Origin of the sequence: Pantoea sp. Ap-967, from assembly GCF_011752565.1 — a bacterium.
Taxonomy (GTDB): domain Bacteria; phylum Pseudomonadota; class Gammaproteobacteria; order Pseudomonadales; family Pseudomonadaceae; genus Aquipseudomonas.
In genome coordinates this window covers 90,648-104,585 of the sequence record NZ_VWXK01000008.1, presented here as the reverse complement: position 1 = coordinate 104,585, position 13,938 = coordinate 90,648, and the positions used below count along the sequence as shown (strand labels likewise).

The 13,938-nt window shown below is 65.3% G+C and carries 15 protein-coding genes; 7 read left to right on the top strand and 8 right to left on the bottom strand.

Annotated features, from left to right (window positions below):
* From F3J45_RS10940 to F3J45_RS10925, 4 genes are all read right to left on the bottom strand, one after another.
* Complete coding sequence (locus F3J45_RS10940) at positions 1 to 582, bottom strand: YceI family protein (RefSeq protein WP_167061591.1); 582 nt, start codon at positions 580 to 582, stop codon at positions 1 to 3.
* A gap of 44 nt (positions 583 to 626) precedes the next feature.
* Complete coding sequence (locus tag F3J45_RS10935; protein WP_167061588.1) at positions 627 to 923, bottom strand: amidase; 297 nt, start codon at positions 921 to 923, stop codon at positions 627 to 629.
* On the bottom strand, positions 920 to 2,002 hold the full coding sequence (locus tag F3J45_RS10930; RefSeq protein WP_167061585.1) for a serine hydrolase: 1,083 nt from the start codon (positions 2,000 to 2,002) through the stop codon (positions 920 to 922). Before F3J45_RS10930 ends, F3J45_RS10935 begins: the two co-directional genes overlap by 4 nt.
* Before the next feature lie 154 nt (positions 2,003 to 2,156).
* Positions 2,157 to 3,044, bottom strand: a complete 888-nt coding sequence (locus tag F3J45_RS10925; protein ID WP_167061582.1) for an acyl-CoA dehydrogenase — start codon at positions 3,042 to 3,044, stop codon at positions 2,157 to 2,159.
* Positions 3,045 to 3,191: 147 nt separating this feature from the next.
* On the opposite strand from F3J45_RS10925, the gene olsB reads away from it, so the two are divergent.
* Both olsB and F3J45_RS10915 read left to right on the top strand, forming a co-directional pair.
* Positions 3,192 to 3,947, top strand: a complete 756-nt coding sequence (olsB, locus tag F3J45_RS10920) for an L-ornithine N(alpha)-acyltransferase (protein ID WP_167061579.1) — start codon at positions 3,192 to 3,194, stop codon at positions 3,945 to 3,947.
* Positions 3,947 to 4,735 (top strand): lysophospholipid acyltransferase family protein, encoded by a 789-nt coding sequence (locus F3J45_RS10915; RefSeq protein WP_167061576.1) that lies wholly within the window; start codon positions 3,947 to 3,949, stop codon positions 4,733 to 4,735. The genes olsB and F3J45_RS10915 overlap by 1 nt, the downstream gene beginning before the upstream one ends.
* A gap of 114 nt (positions 4,736 to 4,849) precedes the next feature.
* On the opposite strand, the gene F3J45_RS10910 is transcribed toward F3J45_RS10915, so the two are convergent.
* Complete coding sequence (locus F3J45_RS10910; protein ID WP_167061572.1) at positions 4,850 to 5,422, bottom strand: ACP phosphodiesterase; 573 nt, start codon at positions 5,420 to 5,422, stop codon at positions 4,850 to 4,852.
* Between the two features lie 143 nt (positions 5,423 to 5,565).
* On the opposite strand from F3J45_RS10910, the gene F3J45_RS10905 reads away from it, so the two are divergent.
* Complete coding sequence (locus F3J45_RS10905) at positions 5,566 to 5,868, top strand: helix-turn-helix transcriptional regulator (RefSeq protein ID WP_167061568.1); 303 nt, start codon at positions 5,566 to 5,568, stop codon at positions 5,866 to 5,868.
* 17 nt (positions 5,869 to 5,885) lie between these two features.
* A complete protein-coding gene (locus F3J45_RS10900) occupies positions 5,886 to 6,935 on the top strand; it encodes an alkene reductase (protein ID WP_167061565.1) in 1,050 nt (349 codons plus the stop codon).
* A 72-nt stretch (positions 6,936 to 7,007) separates the two neighbouring features.
* Here the strand turns inward: F3J45_RS10900 and F3J45_RS10895 are convergent, their stop codons facing one another.
* From F3J45_RS10895 to F3J45_RS10885, 3 genes are all read right to left on the bottom strand, one after another.
* Positions 7,008 to 7,829, bottom strand: coding sequence for an ATPase (locus tag F3J45_RS10895; protein WP_167061562.1), 822 nt, complete (start codon positions 7,827 to 7,829; stop codon positions 7,008 to 7,010).
* 87 nt (positions 7,830 to 7,916) lie between these two features.
* Positions 7,917 to 8,912 (bottom strand): NAD(P)-dependent oxidoreductase, encoded by a 996-nt coding sequence (locus F3J45_RS10890; RefSeq protein WP_167061559.1) that lies wholly within the window; start codon positions 8,910 to 8,912, stop codon positions 7,917 to 7,919.
* 45 nt (positions 8,913 to 8,957) lie between these two features.
* Positions 8,958 to 9,848 (bottom strand): LysR family transcriptional regulator ArgP, encoded by an 891-nt coding sequence (locus tag F3J45_RS10885; protein ID WP_167061554.1) that lies wholly within the window; start codon positions 9,846 to 9,848, stop codon positions 8,958 to 8,960.
* A gap of 105 nt (positions 9,849 to 9,953) precedes the next feature.
* Between F3J45_RS10885 and F3J45_RS10880 the strand changes: the two genes are divergently transcribed.
* From F3J45_RS10880 to F3J45_RS10870, 3 genes are all read left to right on the top strand, one after another.
* Positions 9,954 to 10,553 (top strand): LysE/ArgO family amino acid transporter, encoded by a 600-nt coding sequence (locus F3J45_RS10880; RefSeq protein WP_167061547.1) that lies wholly within the window; start codon positions 9,954 to 9,956, stop codon positions 10,551 to 10,553.
* 358 nt (positions 10,554 to 10,911) lie between these two features.
* Positions 10,912 to 11,508 carry a superoxide dismutase gene (locus F3J45_RS10875; protein WP_167061540.1) on the top strand — a complete coding sequence of 199 codons (597 nt, stop codon included), beginning with the start codon at positions 10,912 to 10,914 and terminating at the stop codon, positions 11,506 to 11,508.
* A gap of 248 nt (positions 11,509 to 11,756) precedes the next feature.
* Entirely contained in the window at positions 11,757 to 13,808 is a 2,052-nt protein-coding gene (locus F3J45_RS10870; protein ID WP_167061533.1) for a bifunctional diguanylate cyclase/phosphodiesterase, read from the top strand.
* The last annotated feature ends 130 nt before the right edge of the window (positions 13,809 to 13,938 follow it).

Here is a 13,938-nt window from a genome sequence, read left to right as displayed (position 1 = left end):
TCAGCGGGCGTTGAAGATCAGCACCGCGCTAACCGGCACCGACGGGTTGATGGACTTGAGCTTGGCGAAGGTGCGCAGCTTTTCAAGACCCGGCAGCAGGCCGTAGTCGCTGGCGCGCAGCACCAGCGGTTCGAGCGTTACCACCTGAAAACGCCGCTGGTCCAGGCGGGTGGCCAGGAGCAAGGCGTTGTAGCTGTGGGACTGGCCATGCAGGGTCACGGTCAGTGGCAGGCGCAGTTCGATCTGCGCGCCATTGGCCAGGTCGTTGATGGGCCGCAGGTCGATCTGCGCCTTTACCGTGGCATCGGCGAACCGCTCGACCTCGAACAGGTTGTCGCGCATCTGCTCGTCGCGCAGGGGAATGCCACTGCTGACCGAGTCCATCTCGATACTCAGCGCTGCCGCGCCCTTGCGGTCGACACTGCCATGCAGCACCAGAAAGCGGTGCACCTCGGCGGTCGTGCCGTTCTTGCCAGTGACGAATGACAGGCGGGAAGACTCGCCATCGAGGTGCCAGTTGGCGTGGGCGGGCAGGCACAGGGCCAGCAGCAAGGCAGGCAGTAGGCGGGGCAACTTGAACATGACAGGTCTCGTGAAACTTGACCGTCAACCTTACCCGCCCGCCTTCATGGCAGCAAGCGGCAGCCCGCCTGGGGGCCCTGCCAGGCCGCCTGGCTGCGCTGGCCCAGGCCAGCGGCGCTTACCCGCCGCTGCGGGGTGTCTTCGTGCAGCTCGCTCAACGGCAGCCACTGCTTCACATAACCCCGGCAATACCCTTCGTCGAAGCCCATGACGAAACGGCACGAACAATATTCCTTGGCCGAGTAGGCCGAGAGAATACCGGGGAAGTCCGCCAGGGCCTGGCGCTCCAGCCAGGCCCAGCCCAGCAGGGCCAGCACCAGCAGCAACAGCACGCGCTTCATGCGCCCTCCTCCTTGGCCAGCACCGCCAGCACCCGTTTGAGCAGTTCATTGTGCGAGTAGCGGCCATCACGGTCGTCGCCATAGCGCACGATCACCAGCTTCTGCGAGGGCAACACATACAGTGCCTGCCCCCAGTGGCCGAGGGCGGCGAAGGCATCTGCCGGGGCGTCTGGCCAGGGCAGCGGCTGGCCGGCCAAGGGCTGGTTCAACCACCAGTGGCCGCCCGGGTTGGCTTCGCCGGGCGTGGCCTGGGCCTGGGCGAACAGGGTACGGTTGAAGGCCACCCAGCTTGCCGGCAGCAGCTGGCGCTCGCCCCAGCGCCCGTCGCGCTGCATCAACAGGCCGATGCGGGCGAGGTCCCGGGCGCTGAGGTAGAGGTAGGACGAGCCGACGAAGGTGCCACTGCCGTCGCGCTCCCACACGGCGCTGTCGATCCCCAACGGCGTGAACAGCGCCTGCCAGGGATACTGCGCATAATTCCCTTTGCCAAGCATGCCGCGCAGGGCCGCCGCCAGTACGTTGCTGTCGCCGCTTGAATAGACGAAGCGCTGCCCGGGTGCGTCGGCGCGGGCACAGGCGGCGGTATAGGCGGCCATGTCGTTGCGCCCACGGGTGTAGAGCATGGCCACCACCGAGGACTTGAGCGGGGCGTATTCGTAGTCTTCCTGCCAGGCCAGGCCGCTGGCCCAGTGCAACAGGTCGGCCAGGCGCACCTCGGGGTGTGCCTGCATCGGCGGGTAGAAGCGTGCGGCGGGGTCCTGCAACTGGAAGCGGCCCTCGCCCTGGGCCACGCCCAGCACGGTGGCCAGGACGCTCTTGCTGATCGACCAGGTGAGGTGCGCGGTATTGGCGGTGGTGGGCGCGCTGTAGCGTTCGTGCAGGATGCGCCCGTCGCGGATGATCAGCAGGGCATCGGTGCGGATGCCGCTGCGTTCGCTGGCGTTGCGTTCGGGGAAGGCGTAGGCGTCCACGGCTTGCCAGTCGAGGGGGGTGTTGTCGACGGGCCAATTGGGTTCAGGCCAGTCTTCGGCCCAGGCGGGGGCCATGGCCAACATCAGAATCAACCACAATGCCTTCATGCGGGGGGCGCCTGCGTTGGGGCTGCGTTGCAGCCCTTCGCGGGGCAAGCCCGCTCCTACAGGCACCGGCGCTATCGCTGTAGGAGCGGGCTTGCCCCGCGAAGGGCCGCAACGCGGCCCCGGATGTCAAAGGATCACACAGCCTCGCAGCCTTTCATGACAATCCTGCAGCCGCCCATGCCTTGGCCAAGCGTTTCTCCCGCGCCGCCGTCGCCAGCGCCAGCACGCCCTGGTCCCGCTGCCACAACTGCGCCCACTGCCGCGGCCCATCCAGCAAGGCCTTGTCGATGGCCCCGCGCAGGTCCTGGAACTGCTCGAACAAGCCCGCCAACAGCAAATGGCACGCCACGCTGTCGGCACATTGCCGGCTGCCCTCGGCGCACCCTGCCAGCACGGCCAGCAGGCGCAGGCGCAGTGCCTGGGGCCAGGCGCACTCCTGCCCCACCCCGTACAACCAGGCCACCAGCGCCGCCAGCACGTACAAGTCTTCAAGCGAGCGGAACGGCTTGACGTAGGCATCCCAACCATCCCCCGCCAGCAGCTCGCATGCTGCCTGTTCCAGTTGCAGGCGCCCATGCCCCACCTCGGGCATCAACGGCAAGGTCGGCAAGGCCTCCAGCGCCACCCCCGCCTCGCCGGGGTAGACCACGGCCAGCTTCAGCCGCGGCGCCGCGCCTGGCGGCTCGTCGCGCGCCGCCACCAGCAACCATTCGGCATCCAGCCCGGCCGTGACGAAATCCTTGCTGCCACTCAGGCGCAGGCCCAGCAGGCGGGTATGCATGTCTGCCGGGCGCACGCTGCGCCGTTCGGTGGCGCACAGCGCTCCGAGGCTGGCCGGGGCACTGGGCCAGAGCACGCGCAGGGCGGCCTGGTAGCCAATCAGGAAGGCCAGCCCCGGGGTGGCCATGGCACGCCCGCCCAGCACCGCGAGTTCGAACGGGGCCACGTTGCCAAGGCGCTGCAGCTCGGCGGCGTAGGTTTCGCCCAGGGTGCCGGCCAAAGGCTGGCGGAGGGGGTCGTTGAGTCGTTGCAACCAGGCCATCGGACGCTCCTTATCGGGGGCTGTTCTGGGGTGTCACGCAAGCATCACCAAAGATTCACAGGGGTGACACCGCGCCTACCTAGGCTGACTTTGCACAACAAAGCCGACCGGCCGCAACCCTTCATGGCTGGCTTATGGAGACTCGTAATGACTCGGATCGCTCGCTCTGGCGACAACAGCACTGAACGCCGTCTGCAAGCCGAACGCCTGGTCGGCGCAGCCGCCCTGCAGGAAGCCCAGGCCTTGCGCTACAAGGTATTCAGCGCGGAATTCAAAGCCAAGCTCAAAGGCGCCGAACAGGGCCTGGACATGGATGACTATGACGTGCACTGCCGCCACATCGGCGTGCGAGACTTGAACACCGGCGAGCTGGTTGCCACCACCCGCCTGCTCGACCACCAGGCCGCGAGCAGCCTGGGCCGCTTCTACAGCGAAGAAGAATTCAGCCTGCACGGCCTGCTGCAGCTGCAAGGCCCGATCCTGGAACTGGGGCGCACCTGCGTGGCGGCCGACTACCGCAACGGCGGCACCATCGCCGTGCTCTGGGGCGAGCTGGCCGAAGTGCTCAACGAAGGCCGCTACAGCTACCTGATGGGCTGCGCCAGCATCCCCATGCAAGACGGCGGCGTGCAAGCCCATGCCGTCATGCAGCGCCTGCGCGAACGCTACCTGTGCACCGAGCACCTGCGTGCCGAACCCAAGAACCCGCTGCCGAACCTGGCCCTGCCGAGCAACGTCATCGCCGAAATGCCACCGCTGCTCAAGGCCTACATGCGCCTGGGCGCGAAGATCTGCGGCGAGCCATGCTGGGACGAAGATTTCCAGGTCGCCGATGTGTTCATCCTGCTCAAGCGCGACGACCTGTGCCCACGCTACGCCCGCCACTTCAAGGCAGCGGTCTGATGCCCAAGCTGCGGGTCATCGCCCGCTTCTCAAGGCTGATCCTGGTGCTGCTGCTGGGCATGCTCATGGCAAGCATCATCGGCGTGGGCGAACGCCTGGGCCTGAAGACACCGATGCAGCGGCGCCAGCGCTGGACATGCTGGTTCATGAAATACCTGGCCGGCGCCCTGCCCTTCGAGGTACGGGTGGTCGGCACGCTGCCGCAGCAGCCGATGCTGTGGGTCAGCAACCATGTGTCATGGACCGACATTCCGCTGCTGGGCATGCTGATGCCGCTGTCGTTCCTGTCCAAGGCCGAAGTGCGTCACTGGCCTGTGGCCGGTTGGCTGGCGGAAAAGGCCGGCACGCTGTTCATCCGCCGCGGCGGTGGCGACGGCCAGCGCCTGCGCGAGCAGATCAGCGGGCAGTTGGGCCAGGCCCAGCCGCTGGTGATTTTCCCCGAGGGCACCACCACCGACGGCCAACAGCTGCGCACCTTCCACGGCCGCCTGCTGGCCGGCGCCATCGACCAGGGCGTGGCCCTGCAGCCGGTGGCCATCCAGTACCGGCGCAACGGCGAAACCGACCCGATTGCACCGTTCATCGGTGACGATGACCTGGTGTCGCACCTGACGCGCTTGTTTGCCGAGCCACGGGGTGAGGTGTGTATTCAGTTGCTGGCGCCGATCAGCAGCGTGGACAAAGAGCGGGCGGCGCTGGCGTTCCAGGCGCAGCAGGCGATTCACCTGGCGTTGTTCGGGGCTGAGGAAGTGCCGGTGGTGCCGCGGCGGCAGGCGCGGGCTGCCTGAGCCTGGCTTTACCGGTACCGGCCCTTTCGCGGTGCAAGCCCGCTCCTACAACGGGATACGTACTTGTAGGAGCGGGCTTGCCCCGCGAAAGGGCCGGTACAGGCACCACACAGCTCACCTGCCCGCCGCCGCAAACGCCTGCAACTGCGGATAGAACTCACGAAAATCCGCCATCAACGGTTCATACAACCGCTCAAGCTCAACCATCACTCCCGCCATCCCCTCCGGACGAGACAATCGCCGGGCAATGCCATTGAACACCTGCTCCAACGTCGCAAAATCACCATAAGCCCCGAGCCAGTCATCCGCCGCCATGAACGGCGCAATCCGCGCCAATCGCCCCGGCAATTCCGGCTCGGCCAACAGCACCCGGTAAAACCCCGCGGTGAACTGCTCCAGGGGCTGGTCGGCATAGTCGCCCCAATGCCGCGCCAGGCAATGGTCGAAAAACACATCCAGCACAATGCCGGCAAAGCGCCGCCGCTCACGGGGGAACCGTGCCAGCGCCGCCAGCACCAGCGGGTGTTGGTCGGTGTAGCTGTCGATCTGCCGGTGCAGCCGGATCGCCGACTCCAGCGCAGGCGCAAAGCGCCCCTCCAGCGAGCCTTTGACGAAGTCGCCATACAGGCTGCCAAGCAGTTGTTGCGGTGCCGGGCCGCCCAGGTGCAGGTGTGCGAGGTAGTTCATGGGCCCAGTCTAGCACCGCCCACACCTATATCGTTATAACGCGATATAGCGATTCGCACTCAGCTCAGAACCTCTTCATATTTGTATATCGCGAAATACCGATTTAAATTTCGCTCAACCGCGATACACAACGAGCCTCACCCATGCCACTCGATCTCGACGAAATCATAAAAGCGCTGGCCCACCCGGTCAGGCGAGAAATCCTCAGCTGGCTGAAAGACCCGGCAACGCAATTCCCCGACCAGTACCACAGCACCGAAAACGGTGTGTGTGCCGGGCAGATCGACCAACGCTGCGGCCTTTCGCAGTCGACCGTCTCGGCCCACCTGGCGACCTTGCAGCGCGCCGGGCTGATCCGCAGCCAGAAGATCGGCCAGTGGCACTTTTTCAAACGCGACGAAGCCACCATCCAGGCGTTCCTCGAACAACTGCGCCACGCGCTTTGACCAGGCAGGTAACCCTTATGACCACGCTTTTCGATCCGATCACCCTGGGCGACGTGCAACTGCCCAACCGCATCATCATGGCTCCGCTGACCCGCTGCCGGGCCGACCAAGGCCGGGTGCCCAACGCGCTGATGGCCGAATACTACGTGCAACGCGCCAGCGCCGGGCTGATCCTCAGCGAGGCGACTTCGGTGAGCCCGATGGGCGTCGGCTACCCCGACACCCCCGGTATCTGGAACGACCAGCAGGTGCGTGGCTGGCATAACGTCACCCAGGCCGTGCATGGCGCCGGCGGGCGCATTTTCCTGCAGCTGTGGCACGTTGGCCGCGTCTCGCACCCCAGCTACCTCAACGGTGAGTTGCCGGTGGCGCCCAGCGCGATCCAGCCCAAGGGCCATGTCAGCCTGGTACGCCCCTTGAGCGAATACCCGACCCCACGGGCCTTGGAAACCGAGGAAATCGCCGACATCGTCGAGGCCTACCGCAGTGCTGCGGAAAACGCCAAGGCCGCGGGTTTTGACGGTGTGGAGATCCACGGCGCCAACGGCTACCTGCTCGACCAGTTCCTGCAAAGCAGCACCAACCAGCGCACCGACCGCTACGGCGGCTCGCTGGAGAACCGCGCGCGCCTGCTGCTGGAAGTCACCGATGCGGCCATCGAGGTGTGGGGCGCAGGCCGGGTGGGCGTACACCTGGCACCGCGGGCCGACGCCCATGACATGGGCGACGCCGACCGCGCCGAAACCTTCACCTACGTGGCGCGCGAACTGGGCAAGCGGGGTATCGCGTTCATCTGCTCGCGGGAGAAGGAAGCCGACGACAGCCTGGGGCCGCAGATCAAGGCGGCGTTCGGCGGGGCGTACATCGTCAATGAGCGCTTCGACAAGGCCAGTGCCAATGCCGCGTTGGCGGCAGGCAAGGCCGATGCAGTGGCCTTTGGCGTGCCGTTCATCGCCAACCCGGACCTGCCAGCACGGCTGGCGGCCGATGCGCCGTTGAACGAGGCGCACCCCGAGACGTTCTATGGCCAGGGGCCGGTGGGGTACATCGACTACCCGCACCTTTGATGTTGGCCCCTTCGCGGGGCAAGCCCGCTCCTGTAGGAGCGGGCTTGCCCCGCGAAGAAGCCTCAGGTGCTCTCAAGGCCGAGCGTTAATCTGCTGTTGCAAGTTCTGAATCTGGCTCTGCAGGGTATTCAGGTTGCGCGTGGTCTGCCCACGAAACGCATCGAATTCCTGCACCGTGGCCCCGCTCCCGGACGCCGTGCGGTTCTCCATCTGGGTCTTGAGCACCAGCACATCCTGCTCAAGGCTTTCGATGGCCGCTTTCTGGCCGCCCTGCTTCTTCAGCGCCGCCACGTCATCGTTCAGGCTTTTCAGTTGGCCATCGAGCTTGCCACCGTCCACCTGGCCCGACTTCAACGCGGCCAGTTCGCCATTGACCGCCTTCAACTGCGCCTGCAACTGGGTTTGCAACTCGGTCACGGCCTTCTGCTGCTCGCGGGTATCGGCCAGCACCTGCTCCAGGCGCTTGCCCAGGTCACCGGCCTGCCCCGCCACGCCCTGCTGCTGCTTGCCCTGCTCGGCCAGGCTCGCCTGCAACTGGCGAATCTGCAGCTTCAACGCCTCGCTACCGGTGGTGCTGGACGACTCGCTGGCATCGACCTTGCCACTGATCGCCTGCAGCCGCCCAGCCGCCTCCTCACTGATACGGGCAAAGCTTTCCTGGGTGGCGACCAGTTGCTGCTCCATCAGCGAGATCTGCTGGAAGCTCCACCAGCCCAACCCGGCCAGGGCTATGAACGACGCCGCCAGCAACGCCCACAGCGGGCCGGTGCTGGCCGGCTTGGCGGCCTTCTTGCGGCTGCGCGAAACGTGCGCGGGCAGCAGCTCGTCGTCATCGGGAGTTCCGGCCCGCAAGGTGGGCACATCATCGAAATCGTCGTGGGCATCGTTGCGCATAGGGGGCTTCAACCGCGGTGGTAGCAAAGAGACATGATTATAAACCGCTCACGCGGCGCACTGATGACCATCTTCTGCCGCCCGGGTTCACTGCCCCGGCGGCTGATGCTTCCACCAGGCGCAGAATTCATCCAGCGCCGTCCACAAGCTGACCTTGGGCTGGTAGTCCAGGTACTGGCGGGCGCGGCTGATGTCCAGGGTGAAATCCCGGCTCATCACCTGCATGCCCAGGCGCGAAAGCGTGGGCTGCGGGCGCCCGGGCCAGAGCAGGCAGGCGGCTTCGTTCAACGCTGCCAGGCTGTAGGCCAGGCCATAGGGGCGGTAGCGGGTGACCTGGGGCAGGTTCATCTGGCGCATCACGTAGTTGACCACGTCCCACAGCGGCAGCGGCTGGCCGTTGCTGATGTTGTAGGCGTGGCCCAACGCCCGGTCGTCGGCGAACAGCGCGCTGAGCAGGGCATCATTGAGGTTGTGCACGCTGGTGAAGTCGACCTTGTTCAGGCCGTTGCCGATGATCGCCACGCGGCCCTTGCGCTGCATCTGCATCAGCCGTGGGAAAATGCTGGCATCGCCTGCGCCGGTCACGAAGCGCGGGCGCAGCGCCAGCACTTCCAGGCCGAACTCCTGGGCGCCGAACACCTTCTGCTCGGCCAGGTACTTGGTGTGTGCATAGTGGTCGTGGAAACGCCGCGGCACCTGGTCTTCGCGAACATCCAGGCGGGCGCGGCCGTTGAAGTAGATCGACGGCGACGACAGGTGCACCAGGCGCCGAACGTGCTCTTTCAGGCAGCCTTCAACCACGTTCTCGGTCACCACCACGTTGCCCTGGTGGAAGTCCTGGTAACGCCCCCAATTGCCCACCGCGCCTGCGCAGTGCACCACCGCCTCGACGCCCTGGCACAGGCGCCGGGCCAGCTCCGGGTCGCCCAGGTCGCCGGGAATGAACTGCGCCCCACGCTTGACCAGGTGCTCGACCCCCTCGGCGCGCCGGCCGCTGACCCGCACCTTCAGGCCCTGCTCCAGGGCAAAGCGCGCAAAGCGCCCGCCAATGAAGCCGCTCGCGCCGGTGACCAGAATTTGCATGTATGACTCCGCCTAGATTTCAGATGCAACAGACGCCAGCCGCCGCTACAACGGCACCAGCCAGTGGTGCGCGGTGGCGCGCAGGTGTTCGGTCAGTTGCGCGAGCAGGTGCCCGCCGTTGCGCCAATGATGCCAGTACAGCGGCACATCGATAGGGGTATCGGCGCAAATTTCCACCAGTTGCCCGCTGGCCAACTGCTCGCGGGCCTGCAACTCGGGCACCAGGCCCCAGCCCAGGCCGGCCTCGGTCATGCGCAGGAAGCCTTCGGACGATGGGCACAGGTGATGCAGGAAACCGTCCTGAATGCCCAGCGATGCCAGGTAGCGGTGCTGCAGGAAGTCGTCCGGGCCATAGACGATGGCCGGCGTGCGGGCCAGGCGCCCGGCGTCGAAACCCTGTGGGAAATAGCGCGCCATGAACCCGGGGCTGGCCAGGGCCCGATAGCGCATGGCGCCCAATGGCAAGCTGCGTGCGCCGGCCACCGGCCGCTCGCTGCCACACAGGCAGGCCGCCACTTCGCCGGCCCGCATGCGCTTGAGGCCCACTTCCTGGTCCTCCACCACCAGGTCGGTGAGCAACTGCTGCTCGGCGCAGAACGCCCCGACTGCGCCAGCCCACCAGGTGGCCAGGCTGTCGGCGTTGAGAGCGATGCGCAGGCGTTCGGGCAGCCCCTCCTCGTCCAGCGCCGGCACCTGGCGCTGCAGGTCGCGTTCGAGCAGGCGCACCTGCTGCACATGGTTGAGCAGTTGCCGGCCCACTTCAGTGGGGCTTGGCGGCGTGGCGCGCACCAGTACCGGCTGGCCAACCCGCGCCTCAAGCAGCTTGATGCGCTGGGAAATGGCCGATTGCGACAGCCCCAGCACCTGGGCGGCGCGCTCGAAACCACCCTGCTCGACCACCCCCGCGAGGGCGGCCAGCAACTTGTAGTCGAACATCGATTTTCCTAATGTGGGGTGAGCGTTATTTGTTTTTCTTATACAGCCGCCATGGCGACAATGGCCAGCATCTTTTCTGGCTGTTTATTTTCGGGAGCCTGTGCCATGTGGCAAAGCTATATCAACGGCATGCTGGTGGCCTTCGGCCTGATCATGGCCATCGGCGCGCAGAACGCCTTCGTCCTCGCCCAGAGCCTGCGCCGTGAACACCACCTGCCGGTGGCGGCGCTGTGCATCGTCTGCGATGCCATCCTTGTCGCGGCCGGGGTGTTCGGCCTGGCCACGGTACTGGCGCACAACCCGACGCTGCTGGCCATCGCCCGCTGGGGCGGCGCGGTGTTCCTGATCTGGTACGGCGCCAAGGCGCTGCGCAGCGCCTGCTCGAAGCAGAGTCTGCAGCACCAGGAGGGCCAGGGCATGCGGTCACGCCGGGCGGTGCTGCTCAGCGCCCTGGCGGTGACCCTGCTCAACCCCCATGTCTACCTCGACACCGTGCTGCTGATTGGCTCGCTGGGCGCCCAGCAAACCGTGCCCGGCGCCTACGTGGCCGGTGCCGCCAGTGCCTCGCTGCTGTGGTTCTCGACCCTGGCGATCGGCGCGGCGTGGCTGGCGCCGTGGTTGGCCCGCCCGGCCACCTGGCGGTTGTTGGACCTGATGGTGGCGGTGATGATGTTTGCCGTGGCGGCGCAGTTGGTATTTGGGTGAATGAGCGCCGCTGGCGCGGCGCATCGCAGGCAAGCCTGCTCCTACATTGGACGCCTGCGCCAATGGCACAGCATTGATTGGCCCGAAACAGATGTAGGAGCAGGCTTGCCTGCGATGCGCCGCGCGGGCGGCGCTCGATCTCCCAGGCGCTGAAAGGCTTACGGCATACACCACCGGTCGGCTCGCCCCAACCGCTCTGGAACCTCTATTCCCTATGTTTGTTGCGTGGTTATGCGTCGGGCCCGGTGCTATGATCCAGCCCCTGCGTCGCAAAGAGTAAAAACTCGCCGACGTATATCGGGCCGCCCGTGATCGGCCTTGCGCAAACCGCAAACAGACCTGAATCAGGAGATCCACCATGGCTTTTGAATTGCCGCCGCTGCCGTACGCCCACGATGCCCTGCAGCCGCACATCTCCAAGGAAACCCTGGAGTTTCACCACGACAAGCACCACAACACCTATGTCGTGAACCTGAACAACCTGGTCCCAGGCACCGAATTCGAAGGCAAGACCCTGGAAGAGATCGTCAAGAGCTCTTCGGGCGGCATCTTCAACAACGCCGCTCAAGTCTGGAACCACACCTTCTACTGGAACTGCCTGTCGCCAAACGGCGGCGGCCAGCCAACTGGCGCCCTGGCCGAGGCCATCAACGCCGCATTCGGTTCCTTCGACAAGTTCAAGGAAGAGTTCACCAAGACTTCGGTCGGCACCTTCGGTTCCGGCTGGGGCTGGCTGGTGAAGAAGGCTGACGGTTCCCTGGCCCTGGCCAGCACCATCGGCGCCGGCTGCCCGCTGACCAGCGGCGACACCCCGCTGCTGACCTGCGACGTCTGGGAACACGCCTACTACATCGACTACCGCAACGTGCGTCCTAAGTACGTCGAGGCGTTCTGGAACCTGGTCAACTGGGCCTTCGTGGCCGAGCAGTTCGAAGGCAACACCTTCAAGGCCTGATTCGTTCAGCCCTGACCCAAGAAACCCGGCCCTGTGCCGGGTTTTTTTGTGCCTGTGCCCGCAAGCAGGCCAACACGGTTTTGCTTGCTCAGCCCGTATAGCGCGCTAACATCAAACCTCTGGAAGTTTGGCAGCGCGCACTCAAGTTGCAGGGTCGGGCAACCGATACACTTCCCATGGTAGGCCGATAGTGTATTGCCAACGTTAATGGCAAAATGATGCCATGCGCATGGATTAAGGAAACCCCATTGAAGCTGGAATTGCGGAACAGCTTATCGGTCAAGTTGCTCAGGGTCGTGCTTCTTTCGGCACTGGCGGTCGGCGTCGTCCTTAGCTGCGCGCAGATCGTCTACGACACCTACAAGACCCGCCAGGCCGTCAACAACGATGCCCAGCGCATCCTCGACATGTTCCGCGACCCTTCCACCCAGGCGGTGTACAGCCTCGACCGGGAAATGGGCATGCAGGTGATGGAAGGCCTGTTCCAGGACGACTCGGTGCGCATGGCCTCGATCGGCCACCCCAACGAAACCATGCTCGCGGAAAAATCCCGCCCGCTGCAGGACATGTCCATGCGTTGGCTCACCGACCTGTTCCTTGGCCAGGAGCGCACCTACACCACCCAACTGGTCGGCCGTGGCCCGTACAGCGAATACTACGGCGACCTGAGCATCACCCTCGACACCGCCTCCTACGGCGAGGACTTCCTGGTCAACGCGATCATCATCTTCGTGTCCGGCGTGCTGCGCGCCCTGGCCATGGGCCTGGTGCTGTACCTGGTGTACCACTGGCTGCTGACCAAGCCGCTGTCGAAGATCATCGAGCACCTGACCCAGATCAACCCCGACCGCCCCAGCCAGCACCAGATCCCGCTGCTCAAGGGCCACGAGAAGAACGAACTGGGCATCTGGGTGAACACGGCCAACCAACTGCTGGCCTCGATCGAACGCAACACCCACCTGCGCCATGAAGCCGAGAACAGCCTGCAGCGCATGGCCCAGTACGATTTCCTCACCGGCCTGCCCAACCGCCAGCAATTGCAGCAGCAACTGGACAAGATTCTGGTCGACGGCGGCCGCCTGCAACATCGGGTGGCCGTGCTGTGCGTAGGCCTGGACGACTTCAAGGGCATCAACGAGCAGTTCAGCTACCAGGTGGGCGACCAATTGCTGCTGGCCCTGGCCGACCGCTTGCGCGCCCACAGTGGCCGCCTGGGCGCCCTGGCGCGGCTGGGCGGTGACCAGTTCGCCCTGGTTCAGGCCAATATCGAGCAGCCCTACGAAGCCGCGGAACTGGCCCAGAGCATTCTCGACGACCTGGAAGTGCCATTCGGCTTCGAGCACCAGCAAATCCGCCTGCGCGCCACCATCGGCATCACCCTGTTCCCCGAAGACGGCGACAGCACCGAGAAACTGCTGCAAAAAGCCGAGCAGACCATGACCCTGGCCAAGGCCCGCTCGCGCAACCGCTACCAGTTCTACATCGCCAGCGTCGACAGCGAGATGCGCCGCCGCCGCGAGCTGGAAAAAGACTTGCGCGAAGCCCTGCCGCGCAACCAGCTGTACCTGGTGTACCAGCCACAGATCAGCTACCGCGACCACCGCGTGGTCGGCGTGGAAGCGCTGCTGCGCTGGCAGCACCCGGAACTGGGCATGGTGCCGCCCGACCAGTTCATTCCCTTGGCCGAGCAGAACGGCAGCATCATCGCCATCGGCGAGTGGGTACTCGACCAGGCCTGCCGCCAACTGCGCGAATGGCACGACCTAGGGTTCGTCGAGCTGCGCATGGCGGTCAACCTGTCCACCGTGCAGTTGCACCACAACGAGCTGCCACGGGTGGTCAACAACCTGATGCAGGCGCACCGCCTGCCACCGCGCAGCCTGGAGCTGGAAGTTACCGAAACCGGCCTGATGGAAGATATCAGCACCGCCGCCCAGCACCTGCTGAGCCTGCGCCGCTCCGGGGCGATGATCGCCATCGACGACTTCGGCACCGGCTACTCCTCGCTCAGCTACCTCAAGTCGCTGCCGCTGGACAAGATCAAGATCGACAAGAGCTTCGTCCAGGACCTGCTCGACGACGATGACGACGCCACCATCGTGCGCGCCATCATCCAGCTGGGCAAAAGCCTGGGCATGCAGGTGATTGCCGAGGGCGTGGAAAGCGCCGAGCAGGAAACCTACATCATCGCCCAGGGCTGCCATGAGGGTCAGGGTTACCACTACAGCAAACCCTTGCCTTCGCGCGAACTGACCAACTTCCTCAAGCAGGCGCAGCGCAACCAGGTGTCCGTGCTGTAACGCTGCACTTCGGGTTGCACGCCATGGTTACAGGCCATGACGCGCATTTACATGAATTGCGCGTGCGCCCCTTTACAGCAAATGCAAATCTTTCGCATGATGTTGCGGTTTCGCGTGCCACGGCGCACGG